The sequence below is a fragment of the Roseomonas genomospecies 6 genome, from assembly GCF_008365375.1.
GTDB lineage: Bacteria > Pseudomonadota > Alphaproteobacteria > Azospirillales > Azospirillaceae > Azospirillum.
The window spans coordinates 1-17,608 of record NZ_QOKW01000053.1 but is presented as its reverse complement, the minus strand read 5'-3'; the positions used below and the strand labels follow the sequence as shown (position 1 = coordinate 17,608).

The window sequence follows — 17,608 nt, the reverse complement described above, 5'->3', positions numbered from 1 at the left end:
CGCCTCAGCGCCGATGGTACTGCGTCTCAAGACGTGGGAGAGTAGGTCGCCGCCAGGTCACCACGGCACACGCCCGACCAAAACCGGTCCGGACGCAGCGGAACGTTGTACAGTCACGCGACAATCGTCAGACCACTGACCCTCTCAGACACCCGCGGGGTGGAGCAGCCCGGTAGCTCGTCAGGCTCATAACCTGAAGGTCGCAGGTTCAAATCCTGCCCCCGCAACCACCGACAGTTGACAGCCCGCCTCCAACGAGGCGGGCTGTCGGCGTTTCGGGCCCGCCTCGGCGCACGCCTCCAGGATTGCCAGCAGGTCGCCATGAAGCTGCGCCTCCAGCCCGGCGCCCGAGGGGCAGGGGGACAGCACGGCGCGGTCGTCCATGGACCGGATCATCTCCATCGCGGCCATCCCCTCGTCGCCGAGCATGGATTCGAGCTCCGCGATCTTCCGCTAGTACAGCTCCGGCAGGTTGGCCGGCAGCAGCATCTCCGGCGCCTCCGTCCCCAGGGCGCCGATCTCGGCGGTGAGTGCGGCACGCTCGACCTCCAGGGCGGACAGCCGCTCCTTCAGGGACGGGCTGTACATCCCGTCCTCAAAGGCGGCGACCACGTTGGCGCCGAGCAGGCGCTCCTTCAGCCAAGCAAGCACACAGTTCTCGATCGCCTGCCGGGTGGCCGCCGCCGATGAGCGGGGCTTAGGGCCGGAACTGCTGGCCGCCGCCGGGGGCGGGCCGGATGCCGTGGAGCGGGCGCGGACGATCCGCCGCGCCGACCTCGCCACCCGGATCGGCGATCCCGCAACGGCGCTGCAGGAGGCCCGGCGCTGGCTGGACGGCGCCGAAGCGCGCGGGGAGCTGACGGTCCTGCCCGTCCGCCGCGCCCGCCCGGGGGACGGCGCGCTGACCCTGCTGACCACCGCCCCGGCGGCCCTGGCCCCAGTGCTGATGGACGCCCTGTACGAACGCCGCCTGGAGACGGCGCCGTCCCACGCTTCGCCGCTGGAGGCGCTGGCGGTTCTCACCGGGCCGGACGGGCGGACGGAATCCGTGTCCGTTTCCGGGAGCAGGCGGCGGGAGCTGCTGGAGCAGGTCGTCGGCTGGGCCGCCGCGCAGGACGGGCCGCTCGGGCGGCTGCGGCTGTGGACCGGCGGCGGCGGGATCACCGCCTATCTCGGCGCCGTATCCGGACCGGATCGACGGCGCGCGGGCGCTCGACGCCCTGGCCGACCGGCTGGTCGAGGAACCCCTGGACGGGAACCGTCCGATGCGGCATTGGCGAACGCAGTTCCTGGCAATGCTCTCCCTGCCGGTTTCGGCGCTGCACCTGCAGCTCGGGCCGGGCGGGCTGTGCGCCGTGGAATGGACTGTCGAGGGCGCCTTCGGATGGCGCGCCGCCTTGGGGTTGGGCCGGGCTTTGGCGGAACAGCCGGTCGAGGAGCTGGCGACGGTGGCCGAACTGCTGGACGCCCTGAAAGCGGTCCGTCCGCTCTACGCCCCCTTCGCCAGGGCCTTCGCCGTGACCACGCTCCCCGCCGGTTTGGTCGAACTGCTGGCCACCGTGCAACGCCCCGGCGGCTTCGTCGCCTCCGGCACGGCGGAGTTGCTGGCCCCCTTCATCGACGTCTGGGCGTCGCCGAGCCGGCTTTGGCGGAACTGTACAAGCTGCTGCTCTACGGCGAGGGCGACTTCTTCCTCGGCCATCGGGACACCGAGAAGGAGCCGGGCATGTTCGCCACGCTGGTGATCGTGCTGCTTTCCCGCTCGTCCGGCGGCGAACTGGTGGTGCGGCACAAGAGGCGCGAGGTCCGGCTCGACCTGCGCGCTCGTCCGCCGCGAACCGGGACGCCCGCCGCAGCCGCCCGATCACGCGACGGAGACGGAGCGGGTCGCCGCCCTGCTCAAGGGCTGGGGCAGCGGCGCGGACGCCCCGCGCAAGCTGGTCTATCCGCTGGAGCACGCCTATACCCAGGCCGAACTGGGGTTCGGGATGCTGAAGGAGGCGGACGCCGCCGTGGCCGGCGTGCTGGCCGCCGCGGCACCGCTGGCCGGCTGCGACCTGCATCTGGCGCTGCTGTCCATCGACGAGCACGGGGCCGCCGACTACGCCGACAGCTACCGGGGCTCGTGGCGCCGCCGGGACGAGTCCGACGACGCGCTCGAGGCCGGCGAGGTCTACGAACGGGTCGCCAGCCTGTCGGACTGGCGGCGCCCGGACGGCGCGCCGTCGCCGCTGGAGGCGATCCCGGTCGAGGAGAAGGACGAGGTGTCGCCGCCCGAGGCGCTGGACGACGTAGCCCCGGACGAGGATTTGTTCCATGAGGCCACCGGCAATGCCGGCGCCACCTTCGGGCCATGTCGTCGACTCCCCGCTTTCATCCCGACCGCGAGGCCCGTTTCGAGAGGTTGTTCAGCGAACCGGGGCGAACAGGCCGCCACCGGCGTGGGCGTTGCGGCCGAGCCGGATTGGGCCGGACACCGCCACGCGCCCTCCCCCCACCAGGAAAAGCCGCTGCCTGCAATGCAGCGCCGCCGGCACGCGCGGGAAGTCGGCATCCAGCCTCCGAGCGGTCCAATCGCCGCGGTCGCCGTCCTCCAGCCGGAACACCCGCTCGCCCTCGCTGCGGCCCGTCGCCGACAGGGAAAGCAGGCGCGGGGGCGGCAGGGCGGCGCCGTCCCCGGCAGCGCCCTGCAACGCTTCGAAGGGCAGGCAGAGGTGGGCCTCGTCCAGCGCGAAGAAGCTGTCGGCGCCCAACAGCCCGGCCTGGAAGGGCGGGTGGCCGGTGAGCTCAGCCCACCGCGTTGAAGTCGTCCAGCAGGGCGGCGATGCGCCCGCTGTCGCTCTGGTCCATGATGACGCGGGCGCGGCGGGTGGCCTCCTGAAGGTCCAGTTTGCGGATGCGCCGCTTCACCAGGGGAATGGCCGGCGGCACCATCGACAGGTCGCGCACGCCCAGCCCCAGCAGCAGCGCCGTGTAGCGCGAGTCGCCGGCGATCTCGCCGCAGATCGACACCGGGATGCGGGCGCGCAGAGCCGCCTCGATGGTGAACTGGATCAGGCGCAGCACCGCCGGGTGCAGCGGGTCGTAGAGCGAGGCCACCTGCTCGTCGCCGCGGTCGATGGCCAGCGTGTACTGGGTCAGGTCGTTGGTGCCGATGGAGAAGAAATCGGCGGCGTAGGCCAGCGCGTCGGCGGACAGGGCCGCCCCCGGCACCTCCACCATCACCCCGACCGGCGGCAGCGGGTCGGCGATGGGGACCCCCCGGCGGCGCAGGCGGCGGGCCACCTGGCCCATCATCTCGCGCACGCGCTGCACCTCGGCGACCGAACAGATCATCGGCAGCAGGATGCGCAGCGGCCCATGCGCGCCCGCCCGCAGCATGGCGGCGAGCTGCGTCTCAAGAAGCTTCGGCTCGCGCAGGCCCAGCCGGACGGCGCGCAGGCCCAGCGCCGGATTCGCCGGTTCGCCGTAACGGCCCGCCATCCAGCCGGCCAGCTTCTCCCCGCCCACATCCATGGTGCGGGCGGTGACGGTTCGTCCGCCCATGCCGTCCACGATGGAGCGCAGGACGGTGTATTGCTCGTCCTCGTCCGGCAGATGGTCGCGGTTCATGAACAGGAATTCGGTGCGCAGCAGACCGATGCCCTGCGCCCCGTTCTCCAACGCGTGGTCGAGGTCGCGCGGCAGCTCCAGATTCGCCTGGAGCGTGACGGCGGTGCTGTCGCGGGTGACCGCGGGAAGCTTGCGCAGGCCCTTCAACTGCTCGCGCTCGCGCTCGCGCTCGGCGCGGCGCTGGCGGTATTCCTCCAGCACGTCGGGGGTGGGGTCGATGACGACGCGGCCATGGACGCCGTCCACGACCACCGTGGTCCCGTTCTTCAGTCCGGACAGCAGACCGCCCACGCCAAGCACCGCCGGAATGCCCAGCGAGCGCGCCATGATCGCCGTGTGTCCCTCCGCTCCGCCCAGAACGGTGGCGAAGCCGGCGACGCGGCGCGGGTCGAGAAGGGCGGTGTCCGCCGGGGTCAGTTCCTCCGCCAGGATCACCGCGCCGGGATTCAGCATGGAGAAGGCCTGGTACTCATGCCGCATCAGGTTGCGGATCAGGCGCCGCCCGACCTCGCGCACGTCAGCGATGCGCCCGGCGAGATAGCTGTCCTCCATGCCCGCGAAGGTCTGGGCGATGGTGGCGATCTCCGCCTGGACGGCGGCTTCGGCGTTGACCAGCTCCTGCTGGATGCGGCGCTCCACGCCGCGCGTCAGGCGGGAGTTGGTGACCATCGCCAGATGGGCGTCCAGAAGGAAGCCGATCTCCTCCGACGCGGAGCCGGGCAGCACCAGCGCCTTCGACTTCAGCTTGCGGATCTGGCGGCGCGCCTTGCCGCAGGCCTCGGCGAAGCGCGCGACCTCGGCCTCCGCCTGATCGGGCGGAAGGGCGTATTCGGGAACGCGGACGGCGCCGCTCTCCACCACATGGGCCGGGCCGATGGCAATGCCGGGCGATACGCCCAGCCCGCGCAGCGACCGCCCCTGGCCGGCGGCCGGAACGTCAGTCTTCATCGAACTTGCGGGTGATCAGGTCCACGAGCGCCGCCATCGCCTCTTCGGCTTGGTTGCCGTAGGCGTACAGCTCCACCGAGGTGCCGGGGCCGGCGGCCAGCATCATCAGGCCCATGATGGATTCGCCCGACACCTGCGTCTCGCCGCGCCGCACCTCGATCTCGCAATCGAAGGTGGCGACCAGCTTCACGAACTTCGCCGCGGCGCGGGCGTGCAGGCCGCGCTGGTTGCAGATGGTGACGGTCTGGCAGATCTCGGGATTTCTCTCCGGATTCGGGCCGCCGATCCCGGGGGCGCCCTGGGCGGGCGTCTTGTCGTCTGGAACGCTCATCCGGTCACCCGTCCGACAGCAGGGAGGAAGCGACGTTGATGTATTTCTGCCCGGCCTCCCGCGCGGCGGCCACGGAGTGGGCCAGCGTTTCCTGGCGGCGCACGCTGGCCAGCTTGATGAGCATCGGCAGGTTCACGCCGGCGATCACCTCCACCTTCGCCTTGTCCATGATGGAAATGGCGAGGTTGGACGGCGTTCCGCCGAACATGTCGGTCAGCACCACGACGCCAGACCCGTCGTCCACGTCGGCAACGGAGTTCAGAATGTCCTGACGGCGCTGCTCCATGTCGTCGTCTGGGCCGATGCACACGGCCCGCACCTGCTGCTGCTCACCCACCACATGCTCCAGCGCGGCGATGAACTCTTCCGCGAGGCGCCCGTGGGTCACCAGAACCATACCGATCATGGGACATCCTTCAATTCTGGAGCCTCCCCCGAAGCCGCATTCTTATTGCGGCACTTATGAACGATCCCTTATCCGGCCGTCAGCCGGCCCTTGGGGACTGCCGGTCCAACTCCCTTTGGCCGAGTTCCCGGTGGCTGAGCCCAACCTTCAGCCCCAGCCCGTCCAGCCACGCCGCCAGCCGTTCGGCGACGAACACGGACCGGTGCTTGCCGCCCGTGCAGCCGACCGCGATGGTCAGGTAGCTCTTGCCCTCCTGGTTGTATCGCGGCAGAAGCGGTTGCAACAGGTCCGTCAGATGACGGAAGAATTCGGCGAAATCCGGGTCGCCCTCCACCCGCGCCGCCACGCGGGGGTCCAATCCGGTCAGCGGGCGCAGTTCCGGATCATAGTGGGGATTCGTCAGGAAGCGTACGTCGAACACGAGGTCCGCCTCGCGAGGCAACCCCAACCGGAACGAGAAGGAGGTGACGAAGACCTGAAGCGCCGTCTGGGTCCCGATCTGGAAGTTGCCAGCCAGGATTCGGCGCAGGTCGTGGATCGACAATTGCGTCGTGTCGATGGTCACGTCCGCCTGCTGCTTCAGCGGCAGCAGCATGGCGCGCTCCAACTGGATGCCGTCCGGCACCGGGCGGTCGATCGCCAGCGGGTGGCGGCGGCGCGTCTCGGTGAAGCGGCGCTGCAGCGTCTCGTCCCCGCAGTCGAGGAAGACCAGCCGCACGTCCAGTTCGGCGTGCGCCTTCAGCGCCTCCACCTCCTCCAGCATGGCGTGGGCGGAAAAGTCGCGGGTGCGGCTGTCGATCACCAGCGCCAGCGGGCGCTTGCGCGGATCGGCCTGCTCCAGCAGCGCCGGGACCAGGGACAGGCGCAGGTTGTCCACCGCCTCGTAGCCCAGATCCTCCAGCGCCTTCAGGGCGACGGACATGCCGGCGCCGGACATGCCGGTGACCAGCACGAGCTTGCCGCCCTGGCCGGCGAGCGGTTCCGTCAGTCGGTCGTCGATGGGGAGGCGATCGGTCATGGCAGATCCGGAACCTTTCCCAAATTGCCGGCCCGCGCGGCGGCGGCGGCCAGCCTCAGCTTGGCCGGTGTCGAAGCATCGAAGGGATACAGGGCGAGGCGGGGCACCGCGCGGTCGAGCAGTTCGGCGGCCTCCTCGTCGGGCAGGCGCTCCACGGCCTCGCGCGGTACCAGATCGACCACCAGCCCGACCTCCGCCTCCGCGACGGCGGGCATGAGCATGATGCCGACGCCGCGCACCTCCAGCAGGCCGGCCAGCGCCGCCGGCGCCCTTGCCATCAGCCTGCCCTGGTCCACACGCAGCTCCACCCGGTCATCCGCAACCAACAGCGCCCCCGCGTCGATCATCCGCAAGGCCAGATCGGACTTGCCGCTGCCCGACGGTCCCCGCAACAGCACCCCGACGGACGCTCCGCTCCGGTTGCCGGCGCCCCCGTTCCCCTTGCCGCCATACCCGTTGCCGCTATCCCATGTGCCGACCAAGACGCAGGTGCCGTGAATCGTTGCCATGATCCCGCGAAGGTGAGGCGTGCCGCCGGTTCTGTCAATGGGATGCCGAAAATGCATCCTTTCCCGCCCGATGCACTTCCAAAGCGCCCTCCCGGCCGCCGCGGCCCGAATTCCGGGGGCCGGCTCCGGAACTCAGCTCTGGGCCTCGCCCCCCGCGATCAAGGCGATGCGCAGGCCGGGACGGGCCGTGCGGCGGATGTCCGCCAGTTCGCTCGCCAAGGCGTCGCGCCGCCGGATCATCTCGTCCAGATCGTCAAGCTCCGCAGCCTCCTGGCAGGCCGTGCGGAAATCCTTCTCGCGGGCCAGCCGGGTCAGCAGGTGGGTGTAGCTGTCGGCGATGGTCGCCAGATGCCGCTGCGCGCCCTGGAGCGCCTCGGCAAGCTGCGTCCGTTCGTTGGCGGACGCCCGCATCATCCGCGCCAGTTCACCCTGCTGGACGCTGGCGTCGTTGATGAGGCGGGCCAGCCGATAGCGTCGGAAGTCGATGATCTTGGCCGGACCTGCCGCCGCTCCTTCGCACTGGCGCGGCGCGGCCGGATTGATGCCAGGCGTGGTCTCTGACGTGGTGTCTGGCATGGCCCCTCTTCCGGTCGGTGACATCCGGTTGCTGAAAGGCCAGCCGTCGCGGGCGCGGGAATGACCAGGGTTGAGCATCCGTCGCAACCACGACTTTGTCCATACACCTTTTCTCCCATTGCAACTATGCCGCATCCATCCTGCGGAATAATCTCATGGGCGTGGCAACCGTACGATGAAGACGGCGCCGACCGTCTCCCCGCCGGGGCCGAGGCGGTTGGCGGCCTGGATGGTGCCGCCGTGGGCCTCCACGATCTGCTTGGAAATCGACAGGCCCAGCCCGGAATGGGTGCCGAACTTCTCCCCCGCCGGCCGTTCGGTGTAGAAGCGCTCGAAGATCGCCTCCTCCTTGCCTTCGGGGATGCCGGGGCCGTCGTCGCTGACCGCCACCTCCACCGCGCCGTCCGGCGTGCGCCGCGCCGCCACCCGGACCTGCCCCCCGGGCGGCGAGAAGGACAGGGCGTTGGCGATCAGATTCTGGAAGACCTGGGTCAGCCGCCCCTCCAGCCCCTTCACGGTGAGGGACCCGCCCCGCGGCGGCTCGACGACGACCCGGGGGGCCGCTTCCGCTCCCTCGCCGTCCTCCCCGCCGGTCTCCTCGTCATCCTCCGCGGTGGCCCGGTGGATGTCGGCCAGCGTGCGGAGCATCGCGCCGATGTCCACCGGCTCCAGCGCGGCGCGGGACAGCTCCGCGTCCAGGCGCGACGCGTTGGAAATGTCGCTGATGAGACGGTCCAGCCGCTGCACGTCGTCGGCGATGATCGCCATCAGCTTGTCGCGGCGGGCCGGGTCCTGGATGCGGCTGACCGTCTCCACCGCGCTGCGCAGCGAGGTCAACGGATTCTTGATCTCGTGGGCGACGTCGGCGGCGAAGCGCTCGATGGCGTCCATGCGTGCCCACAGCGCCGCCGTCATGTCGCGCAGCACACCGGACAACTCCCCGATCTCGTCGCCGCGGCGGGTGAAGTCGGGGATTTCCGTGTGGCGCCCGTGGCCGGTGCGCAGCCGGTCGGCGGCCTGGGCCAGCCGGCGGATGGGCCGGGCGATGGTGCCGGCCAGATAGAGCGACAGCAGGACCGTGACGAGAAGCGCCACCGCGAAGACGCGCAGGATGTCGGTGCGGACGGACCGGATGGCCTCGTCGATCACCGCGCCGTTGCGCGACAGAAGCACCACGCCCAGCACCTCCTTGTAGCGCTGAACCGGAACGGCGACCGTCAGCAGCAGGTTGGAGCGGGCGATCGGAGAGGCCAGGCGCCACACCGTCGCGCTGTTCTCCCCGGCCAGCGCGCGCTCGACGTTGACCGGCGGGGGGGAGGCCGCCCCGGCGGCATGGCCCGGCGGTTCGCGGTAGAGCGGAAGATTCTCCCGGCTCGGCACCACGTCGATGAAACGGGCGTAGAACTCGTTGACCGCGCGCGACATCGGGTCGCCGGAGGGCGGAAGCGGCAGTTCCTGGATCTCGATCTTGCCGGGGGAACCGGTCAGAACGCGGCTGTCCGACAGAAGCCGCCCGTCCGGGCCGTAGAGCCGGGTGTGCGTCTCCGTCGCCAGGGCCAGCCGGCGGATCATCTGGCGCCCCAGCTCCGGCGACAGCTCATAGCTTTCCTGACCCGACTCCGGCTCTTCCGCGGCGCGCTGCACGGCTCCCTCGCCCAGGGCGGAAGCGAAGATGCGCGCCTCCGTCTCCAGCGCGTCCAGCTCCGCCTGGACCAGCCGGTCCTGATAACGGCCCAGATAGAGCAGGGCGCCGACCAGCAGCAGCAGCGCCAGCACGTTGACGGCCAGAATCCGCAGCGTCAGCGGCGACAGCACGCCGCGCAAACGGCGCCGCGCCATGGTGTGACTCATGGCGGGGGCCGCAGGCCGGGCGCGGTCCGGGCCGCGGGCCTTACTCCTTGTATCGGTAACCGACGCCATAGAGCGTTTCGATCTGCGCAAAATCGGAATCGATGGCTTTGAACTTCTTGCGGAGCCGCTTGATGTGGCTGTCGATGGTGCGGTCGTCGACATAGACGTTCTCGCCATAGGCGGCGTCCATCAACTGGTCGCGGCTCTTCACATGGCCGGGCCGCTGGGCCAGGGCCTTCACCAGAAGGAATTCGGTCACGGTCAGGTCGATGGGCTGGCCCTTCCAGGTGCAGGAATGGCGCGCGCCGTCCATGGCCAGCGGGCCGCGGGTCAGCAGGGCGCCCGGCTCCGGCGCGGTCTTGTCGCGGGATGCCGCCTCCCGCCGCAGCAGGGTGCGGATGCGCTCCACCAGGAGGCGCTGCGAGAAGGGCTTCTTGATGTAGTCGTCCGCGCCCATGCGCAGGCCCATCAGCTCGTCCACCTCGTCGTCCTTGCTGGTCAGGAAGATGACCGGCAGGTGGCTGGTCTGGCGCAGGCGCTGCAGCAGCTCCATCCCGTCCATGCGCGGCATCTTGATGTCCAGCACGGCCAGATCGGGCGGGCGCTGGGTCAGGCCGCGCAGCGCCTCGGCGCCGTCGGTGTAGGTGCGCACCTCGAATCCTTCCGCTTCCAGCGCCATGGCAACGGAGGTCAGGATGTTCCGGTCGTCGTCCACCAACGCTACGGTGTGAGACATGTCTTTCGCGTTCCCAATCGCAGGTCCTTGCACCGGCGGCCCTTGCCCGCCCGGCCCTTGTCCACCCGGGGCGGTTGCCGGCGCATACTACGGAAGATGGTTGCGGCGTATTTCGAAACTCGGGCTTACCTTATTCTCCAAGACGCCCAATAGGTGGCGCAAAGGCATGAAAAGCCAACTTTTCGCTTTTCCCAACCTATTTTTCTGGGCCAATATGGCACCAATGCGGCGCCGGGGAAACGGTGCTGCGCGGGAGAACGCAGTCGTATCAGGGCATGAGTTCCGACGAGTCCCCCATCGGTCCGGCCTCATCGGGGCCGGGCGCCGCGGCGTCATCGGGCGCCGGCGGCCAAGCGGGAGGCGCTGCAAGGCGCCTGATGCGTGCTGCCGGTCTGGCGGCGCTCTCCACCGCCCTGCGCGGCGATGACGGCCAGCATGACGGCCCGGGCGGCTGGCCCTATCCATCGCTGGTCCAGGTGGCCTTCGATCTGGACGGAACCCCGCTTCTCCTCCTCTCGACCCTTGCCGACCACACGAAGAACATCGCGCGGGACCCGCGCGTCGGCCTGCTGTTCGATGGAACGGCCGGGCTGGCGGAGCCGCTGTCCGGGCCGCGGCTGTCCGTCCTCGGGCGGGCGGCGCGCTCGGAGGAGCCGCGCCACCGCGCCCGCTTCCTGGCCCGCCACCCGGGCGCCGCGCTCTACGCCGGATTCGGCGATTTCAGCCTCTACGCCGTGTCGGTGGAGCGCGCCCATCTGGTGGCCGGGTTCGGGCGGGTGAAATGGCTCGACCGGGGCGATCTGCTGCTGCCCCGCGTTCCCGCCGCGCTGGCCGAGGCCGAGGACGCCATCCTGGGCCACATGAACGCCGACCACGCCGACGCCTTGCGGCTTTACGCCACGGTTCTGGCGGGACGTTCCGCCGAAGACGCCAATCCTTGGACGATGACCGGAATCGATCCCGACGGCTGCGACCTGCGCCGCAGCGGCGAAATGGCGCGGGTTGATTTCGATCACAGCGTGGAAAACCCCGAAGACGCTAGGGTCACTCTCGCCGGGCTCGCCCGGCAGGCCCGCCGGCGCGCACCCGGCGCGCCCGAGGGCTCAGTTGATGATGGCTCAGTTGATTCGGACGATCGTGACGGCTAACGACGACGCTGCGGCAAGCGGCGCGCAAAGAGCGCAACCAGGAGAAAACGTCAGTGGACCATAACGGACCAACCCGTTGCCGTTTTGGGTTTGTGGCCCTGGGGCCACCCCTCTCTTGCCAGTCAGGACATCGGGCGCGCCCGCAGGGCGTGTCGGGATGACCGCCGTCCGGCCTTCGGGCCGGGCCGCGGTGGTGTGAGCCGGCGGAAAGACAACCGCTACCGAACGACGACGGCTTTCGATAAGGGCCGAAAAGGCCAACCGTCTGGACCTCCGGGCGCCGGACCCTGACTGCACAGGGCGGCGGACCCGGAGACGAGTGAGAGGCAAAGGATGACCGGAACGACGCGCACGCGGAACAAGAAGCTCCTGGCTTGGGTCGAGGAGATCGCGAACAAATGCAAGCCCGAGCGGGTGCACTGGTGTGACGGATCGCAGGAGGAATACGACCGCCTCTGCGCCGAGATGGTGGAATCGGGCACCTTCATCAAGCTGAACGAGGCCAAGCGCCCGAACTCCTACCTCTGCCGCTCCGATCCGGGCGACGTCGCCCGCGTCGAGGACCGGACCTTCATCTGCTCCGAGCGCAAGGAGGACGCCGGCCCGACCAACAACTGGGTCGACCCGGCGGAGATGAAGGCGAAGCTGGACGGCCTGTTCGACGGCTGCATGCGGGGCCGCACCCTGTATGTGGTGCCGTTCAGCATGGGGCCGCTGGGCTCCGACATCGCGCACATCGGCGTGCAGCTCTCCGACAGCCCCTATGTCGCGGTGAACATGCGCCTGATGACCCGCATGGGCCAGAAGGTGCTGGACATCCTGGGCGACGGCGATTTCGTGCCCTGCCTGCACTCCATCGGCGCGCCGCTGGAGCCGGGCCAGCAGGACGTTCCCTGGCCCTGCAACGCCGAGCACAAGTACATCGTCCATTTCCCCGCCGATCACTCGATCGTCTCCTTCGGCTCCGGCTACGGCGGCAACGCCCTGCTGGGCAAGAAGTGCTTCGCGCTGCGCATCGCCTCCTCCATGGGCCGCGAGCAGGGCTGGCTGGCCGAGCACATGCTGATCCTGGGCGTGGAAAGCCCGGAGGGCGAGAAGACCTACGTGGCCGCCGCCTTCCCGTCGGCCTGCGGCAAGACCAACTTCGCCATGCTGGTTCCCCCGGCGGAGTTCGAGGGCTGGAAGGTCCGCACCATCGGCGACGACATCGCCTGGGTGAAGCCGCAGCCGGACGGCACGCTGCGCGCCATCAACCCGGAGGCCGGCTTCTTCGGCGTGGCGCCGGGCACCAGCATCAAGTCGAACCCGAACGCGCTGAAGACCCTGAACGCCAACGTCATCTTCACCAACGTCGCGCTGACCGACGACGGCGACGTGTGGTGGGAGGGCCTGACCGACGAGCCGCCGGCCCATCTGATCGACTGGCAGGGCAACGACTGGACCCCGGCTTCGGGCCGTCCCGCCGCGCACCCGAACTCGCGCTTCACCGCCCCGGCGGCGCAGTGCCCGTCGATCGACCCGGCCTGGGAAGACCCCGCGGGCGTTCCGATCTCCGCCTTCATCTTCGGCGGCCGCCTGTCCAAGACCTTCCCGCTGGTGTTCGAGGCCTACAACTGGCGCGAGGGCGTGTACTGGGCGGCGACCATGGGCTCGGAGGCGACCGCCGCCGCCGTGGGCCAGGCCGCCATCCGCCGCGATCCCTTCGCCATGCTGCCCTTCTGCGGCTACAACATGGCCGACTACTGGAACCATTGGCTGGCGATGGAAGGCAAGGTGGAAAACCTGCCGCGCATCTACCGCGTCAACTGGTTCCGCAAGGACGAGAACGGCAAGTTCGTCTGGCCGGGCTTCGGCGACAACATGCGCGTCCTGCGCTGGATCGTCGACCGCGTCCGCGGCCGTGCGGCGGAGCCGGCGGAGAGCCCGTTCGGCTACATGCCGCGCTATCAGGACCTGAACTGGGCCGGTCTGGATTTCGCCGAGGACAAGTTCCGGAAGATCATGGACATCGACCGGAAGGAAGCCGAGGCCGAGGCCAAGGACCAGGAAGAGCTGTTCAACCGCTTCGGCAGCCACCTGCCGGACGAGATCGAGCAGCAGCGCGTGGCGCTTCTCAAGCGTCTGGAGAAGTCGCCGGAAACCTGGCGGATCGGCTGACCAAGCCATCCGTCGCGTCATCCAACGCGTGGGGAGGGGCCGCCTTCGGGCGGCCCTTTCCTTTTTGGTGGAATGAAGCGGCGGGGCGCTTTCCTGGTACTCCTTTCGTGACATGACCCATTGTCACGGCTAGGATCGCGTCCGACGCCGGGGGATTCACAAAAACGCAAGGGATTGCTGCGTCACTGTGCCGGCTGCCGCTTCGCAGGACGGAACGGCCAAGACCCTGAGTAGGACGCTGGAGGACTGAAGACATGTTCGTGATGATCGGCTTCGGTGTCGTGGTTTTCAGCGTCTTCGGCGGGTATGTGCTGGGCGGCGGCCATATGGGCGTGCTGTGGATGCCCTTCGAGTTCCTGATCATCCTGGGCTCCGCCGCCGGCGCGTTTCTGATTGCCAATCCAAAAGCGGTCGTCACGCACACAGGCAAGGAACTCGGACACCTCTTCAAAGGACCAAAATACAAGAAGGAGGATTTTCTCGAACTCCTCACCATGATGTACCAGGTCTTCAAGATCGCGAAGACCAAGGGCCTGCTCGCCCTCGAACAGCACATCGAAAAACCGGAAGATTCGCCACTTTTCCAGCAATTTCCTAAGTTCTACGGCGATCACCATGCCATCGCCTTCCTCTGTACCTATCTCCGCCTGATGTCGCTCGGCGCCGACAACCCGCACGAGCTGGTGGATTTGATGGACGAGGACATCGAGACGATGCACCACGAGCACCAGCGCATCGCCGACGCCATCCAGGCGGTCGCGGACGCCGTGCCAGCCCTGGGCATCGTGGCGGCGGTGCTGGGCGTGATTCACACCATGGGATCGATCACCGAGCCGCCGGAGGTTCTGGGAAAGCTGATCGGCGGCGCGCTGGTCGGCACCTTCACCGGCATTCTCGTCGCCTACGGCTTCCTGGCGCCGATCGCCAGCGGCCTGAAGAACATCTACCACGCCGAAGGCAAATATTATCAGGCGATGAAGATCGGCCTGATCGCGCATTTGTCGGGCTATGCACCTGCCATTTCCGTGGAATATTCGCGCAACGTGCTGGAACCCGAATACAGGCCCAGCTTCGCCCAGGTCGAAGAGGCCACGTCGGCCCTGCCGCCTGCCTGACGCCGGACCTCATCCCATGTCATCCCCCGCTTCGTCCGAAGACGCCGTCACCATCCTGTGGAACGAAGGGACGATGGGGGAGTGGGCTTCCCTTTTCGCCCGCGTATCCCGATCCACCCTGCCGCAGTGCTTCGCCTATGCCGGCGCCATGGGGCGCACCCACGGCTTCGTTCCGCGGCTCGGTCTGATCCGGCGGGGCGGTGCGCCAATCGGTCTCGTGCAGCTTCTGGAGCGCCGGATGCTCCGCTTGTTCTACCAGCGCCAAATCCACCGGGGTCCCCTGTGGCTCGACGGGGTGGAGCCGGACATGGCGACCCAGGAAGCGGCTTTCCGCCTGCTGCGCCGGGCCTGCCCCGACAATCCGTTGAACCGCGCCAGCCTGCTCCCGGAACTCGCGGCGGGTCCTGAGGCGGAGGAGATGCTGCGCCGTTGCGGCTTCCGCCGCTTCGGCCCAGGCTATCGCACGGTCTGGCTCGACCTGTCCCGCGGCGAGGAGGAGTTGCGCGCGGCGATGGCCCGCGACTGGCGGCAACGGCTGAAGGGGGCTGAGAGGGCCGGGCTGGCGATCGATCTGGACTGGGAGGCCAAGAACCTCCCCTGGCTGATGAAGCAGGAGCATGAGCAGGCCCTGACGAAGCAGTTCCGCCCGATGACCGGGGCGCTGGCCGTGCGCATCCGCAACGCGCTGGTGAAGGGTGGGGCGGGTAAGGGTGACGGGGTGCTGATGGCCGCCGCCCTGGAGGGCCGCTCCGGCGACGCCAAACCGGCGGCGAGCGCCCTGTTCTACATCCATGGCGGCTCGGCGACCTACCAGATCGGCTGGTCCAGCGATTCGGGGCGAAAGAGCGGGGCGATGCGGCTGGTGCTGTGGCGGGCGGCTTTGGCGTTGAAGGCGCGTGGCGTGGGCTGGCTCGACCTCGGCGGCATCAACCCGGACAGCGCGCCGGGCGTGACGGAGTTCAAGCTGGGGACCGGCGGTCAGGCCACGGAGAGCGTCGGTCTTTACCGTTGACGGGGCTGTTGAAACGCGGCGCCCCGTGTCTCATCCTGACCGCAAGCTGAGGGAGCATGCCATGGCCGACGACGACGTCATGAAACCGGAAGAGGCGCAACTGGCCATCGCCAAGGCGTCCCAGATGAAGCCACAGGTTCAGGCCATGCGCGATCGGCTGCGCAAAATGGCGGACGACGACGAGAAGGGCGTGCAGATCCTCGCCAACGCGATCCGCCGCTTCCTTCACCAGGAATAGGATCGCTGCCTTAAGCGCCGCCTCAGCAGGTGGTCGCCTTCGTGCAGCCCTTGTCCTCATGCGACCCCGGCGTGCGGGCGAGTTGAAGGCCGCTTCGCGCCTGCTCGAAGGTCTTCTCCAGCGTCCGCACGGTCTGTTCGAAGGCCTGCAACTCGCGCCCCTCCAGCTTGTCGCCGGTGGGCAGGTCGATGCTCTTGGGGTTGATCTGCTGACCGCTCTTCAGCACTTCGTAATGCAGGTGCGGGCCGGTGGATCGCCCGGTGCTGCCGACATAGCCGATGATGTCACCCTGATCGACGCGGGCACCGCGGCGCGTTCCCTTCGCGATTCGGCTCAGATGGGCGTAGGCCGTCGAAATCTGCGTGTTGTGGCGGATGCGGATGTAGTTGCCATAGGCGCCGTTCGGCCCGACCTCCTCGACCACGCCGCCGCCCGCGGCATAGATCGGCGTGCCGGTCGGGGCGCCGAAGTCCATACCCTTGTGCATCTTGCTGAAGCCCAGGATCGGGTGATGGCGCATGCCGAAGCCCGAGGTGATCCGCGCGCCGTCGATCGGTGTGCGCAGCAGGGCGCGCCGGATGCTCTCGCCATCGCGGTTGTAATAGTCGACCCGCCCGTCCCGGCTCTTGTGCCGGTAGATCGGGTACTCCTTGCCGCTGAGAACCAGGGCGGCGTAGAGCACGTCGCCTTCGCCGGCGTTCTTGCCGTCGGCGGTCACCAGCCTTTCATAGAGAACCTCGAAGCGGTCGCCCGGCTGCAGGTCGCGCTGGAAGTCCACGTCATAGGAATAGTCGCGGATCAGCGCCATCATAACCGAAACCGGCACGCCCGCGGCATTGCCCGCCTCGAACAGGCTCGACCGGATCACCGTCTGGGCGGCGACCGGTTGGCGGGTGACGGCCTTTTCCGATTCGCTCGAAATGAAATCGGCGTCGCCCTTGCGGGACACGGAAACGGACCGCACCACGTCCGGAAGGAACTCCAGCCCGACGAATCGCTTGGCTCCCCCGCGGCGTGGCTCGAACAGGACCGTGACCTGCTGGCCGATCTGCAGCTTGCGCGGATCGTAGACCTTACGCAGCGCCGCGATGGCGTTGGTCGCCTCGTCCGTCGGCACATCCGCCCCGGTCAGCATATCCAGCAGGGTGTCGCCGCGGCCGACCGACAGGATATGACGGTCGGCGGCCGAGGGCCGGTCGTCTTCCTCGCCGGTCGTGTTCTTGGTGGCCGTATCCTTGGCGGCCCGCTCCGGCGGGGCCGTACGCCCGCCCGCGGCGTAGGCGGGCTGTGCGACCGTGTGTGAGAGAAGCCCCGCCAGACCAGCGGCAATCAGGGCGAGCGTGGGAAGGCCACCGAGCCTCGAACGCATCGTCATCCTCCTATGCTTCCTCACCCGTTTCGGACCGTTGAAGCGGCAGGCCGTGATCCCGCCCAATGAGTTACCACCTTCTATAGGCGACCATGCGCACCCTTTTTGTCACTGTCAACCCGATATGGGTTGCCGCGGCAATCGGTTGGGTGCAACAGGCCGTTCTCCCGAACCGTACGCTCCGCCATGGCGGGACACCCGGTCCGAGGGAGGGACGCACATACACCGATTCCAGCTTGGACTTCGGTGATAAGTCGATCTGTGAAGAATTTTTCATGGAAATGCAAAAAGCGCTTGCGCCGGTCGAAGGGGTGCGCATATAAACCGCTCCACCGACGCGGTGCCGCCGACAAGGGCGACAGCGACGGGCTAAAGATCAAAAAGACGATCAAGAAACGGCGCTGAGCATTCGGCGCTGTGTTGTTCGTCTCCAGGTTTTTGGACTTATCGGTTTTTGGCCCTGGCGGCCCACTCCTCGAAGGGGATGGGCGCGGGGTGTTGCGGTTCTCCGGGGCCGCGGGATCTTGGAAATCGTTGATACCGTGTTGTGAGAAGGGATGCGCAGGCGGCGGTATGGACCGT

General features: G+C 68.6%; 17 protein-coding genes and 1 tRNA gene. 8 read left to right on the top strand and 10 right to left on the bottom strand.

The genetic code is table 11. The features are described from left to right. The first annotated feature begins 153 nt into the window (after window positions 1-153). Window positions 154-230 (top strand) — tRNA-Met (locus tag DS843_RS30180). A 223-nt stretch (window positions 231-453) separates the two neighbouring features. On the opposite strand, the gene DS843_RS31995 is transcribed toward DS843_RS30180, so the two are convergent. Beyond that, entirely contained in the window at window positions 454-1,164 is a 711-nt protein-coding gene (locus DS843_RS31995) for a hypothetical protein (RefSeq protein WP_286192410.1), read from the bottom strand. Between the two features lie 101 nt (window positions 1,165-1,265). On the opposite strand from DS843_RS31995, the gene DS843_RS30165 reads away from it, so the two are divergent. Together DS843_RS30165 and DS843_RS30160 are read left to right on the top strand one after the other, a co-directional pair. Further along, entirely contained in the window at window positions 1,266-1,745 is a 480-nt protein-coding gene (locus DS843_RS30165) for a hypothetical protein (protein WP_149472508.1), read from the top strand. 243 nt (window positions 1,746-1,988) lie between these two features. Beyond that, window positions 1,989-2,804 carry a hypothetical protein gene (locus DS843_RS30160; protein WP_149472507.1) on the top strand — a complete coding sequence of 272 codons (816 nt, stop codon included), beginning with the start codon at window positions 1,989-1,991 and terminating at the stop codon, window positions 2,802-2,804. Here DS843_RS30160 and ptsP read toward each other — a convergent pair. The 8 genes from ptsP to DS843_RS30120 all read right to left on the bottom strand — a co-directional run bounded on the left by ptsP (window position 2,788) and on the right by DS843_RS30120 (window position 9,987). Further along, complete coding sequence (gene ptsP, locus DS843_RS30155) at window positions 2,788-4,560, bottom strand: phosphoenolpyruvate--protein phosphotransferase (RefSeq protein ID WP_149472506.1); 1,773 nt, start codon at window positions 4,558-4,560, stop codon at window positions 2,788-2,790. The two genes, DS843_RS30160 and ptsP, sit on opposite strands and share 17 nt — an antisense overlap. Beyond that, window positions 4,550-4,891, bottom strand: coding sequence for an HPr family phosphocarrier protein (locus DS843_RS30150; protein WP_149472505.1), 342 nt, complete (start codon window positions 4,889-4,891; stop codon window positions 4,550-4,552). The genes ptsP and DS843_RS30150 overlap by 11 nt, the downstream gene beginning before the upstream one ends. Window positions 4,892-4,895: 4 nt before the next feature. After that, window positions 4,896-5,297: a PTS sugar transporter subunit IIA gene (locus tag DS843_RS30145; RefSeq protein WP_149472504.1), complete on the bottom strand. Its 402-nt coding sequence runs from the start codon at window positions 5,295-5,297 to the stop codon at window positions 4,896-4,898. 79 nt (window positions 5,298-5,376) lie between these two features. Next, entirely contained in the window at window positions 5,377-6,315 is a 939-nt protein-coding gene (gene rapZ / locus DS843_RS30140) for an RNase adapter RapZ (protein ID WP_149472503.1), read from the bottom strand. Beyond that, the gene (locus DS843_RS30135) at window positions 6,312-6,824 is read right to left on the bottom strand and encodes an HPr kinase/phosphorylase (RefSeq protein WP_149472502.1); all 513 of its coding nucleotides are present in this window, start codon (window positions 6,822-6,824) and stop codon (window positions 6,312-6,314) included. Before DS843_RS30135 ends, rapZ begins: the two co-directional genes overlap by 4 nt. Before the next feature lie 132 nt (window positions 6,825-6,956). Next, window positions 6,957-7,400: a hypothetical protein gene (locus DS843_RS30130; RefSeq protein WP_149472501.1), complete on the bottom strand. Its 444-nt coding sequence runs from the start codon at window positions 7,398-7,400 to the stop codon at window positions 6,957-6,959. A 153-nt stretch (window positions 7,401-7,553) separates the two neighbouring features. Beyond that, window positions 7,554-9,239, bottom strand: a complete 1,686-nt coding sequence (locus DS843_RS30125) for a stimulus-sensing domain-containing protein (protein ID WP_286192409.1) — start codon at window positions 9,237-9,239, stop codon at window positions 7,554-7,556. Window positions 9,240-9,291: 52 nt separating this feature from the next. After that, the gene (locus tag DS843_RS30120) at window positions 9,292-9,987 is read right to left on the bottom strand and encodes a response regulator transcription factor (RefSeq protein ID WP_149472499.1); all 696 of its coding nucleotides are present in this window, start codon (window positions 9,985-9,987) and stop codon (window positions 9,292-9,294) included. 275 nt (window positions 9,988-10,262) lie between these two features. Between DS843_RS30120 and DS843_RS30110 the strand changes: the two genes are divergently transcribed. The 5 genes from DS843_RS30110 (at window position 10,263) to DS843_RS31475 (ending at window position 15,657) form a co-directional block, all read left to right on the top strand. After that, window positions 10,263-11,135 (top strand): DUF2470 domain-containing protein, encoded by an 873-nt coding sequence (locus tag DS843_RS30110; protein WP_475849467.1) that lies wholly within the window; start codon window positions 10,263-10,265, stop codon window positions 11,133-11,135. A 291-nt stretch (window positions 11,136-11,426) separates the two neighbouring features. Continuing rightward, a complete protein-coding gene (locus DS843_RS30105; protein WP_286192411.1) occupies window positions 11,427-13,292 on the top strand; it encodes a phosphoenolpyruvate carboxykinase (GTP) in 1,866 nt (621 codons plus the stop codon). A gap of 254 nt (window positions 13,293-13,546) precedes the next feature. Beyond that, on the top strand, window positions 13,547-14,407 hold the full coding sequence (motA, locus tag DS843_RS30100) for a flagellar motor stator protein MotA (protein WP_149472496.1): 861 nt from the start codon (window positions 13,547-13,549) through the stop codon (window positions 14,405-14,407). Between the two features lie 16 nt (window positions 14,408-14,423). Then, entirely contained in the window at window positions 14,424-15,419 is a 996-nt protein-coding gene (locus DS843_RS30095) for a lipid II:glycine glycyltransferase FemX (RefSeq protein WP_149472495.1), read from the top strand. Window positions 15,420-15,480: 61 nt separating this feature from the next. After that, entirely contained in the window at window positions 15,481-15,657 is a 177-nt protein-coding gene (locus tag DS843_RS31475; RefSeq protein ID WP_167525538.1) for a hypothetical protein, read from the top strand. 22 nt (window positions 15,658-15,679) lie between these two features. Here DS843_RS31475 and DS843_RS30090 read toward each other — a convergent pair whose 3' ends face one another. After that, window positions 15,680-17,026, bottom strand: a complete 1,347-nt coding sequence (locus DS843_RS30090) for a peptidoglycan DD-metalloendopeptidase family protein (RefSeq protein ID WP_149472494.1) — start codon at window positions 17,024-17,026, stop codon at window positions 15,680-15,682. Between the last annotated feature and the right edge of the window lie 582 nt (window positions 17,027-17,608).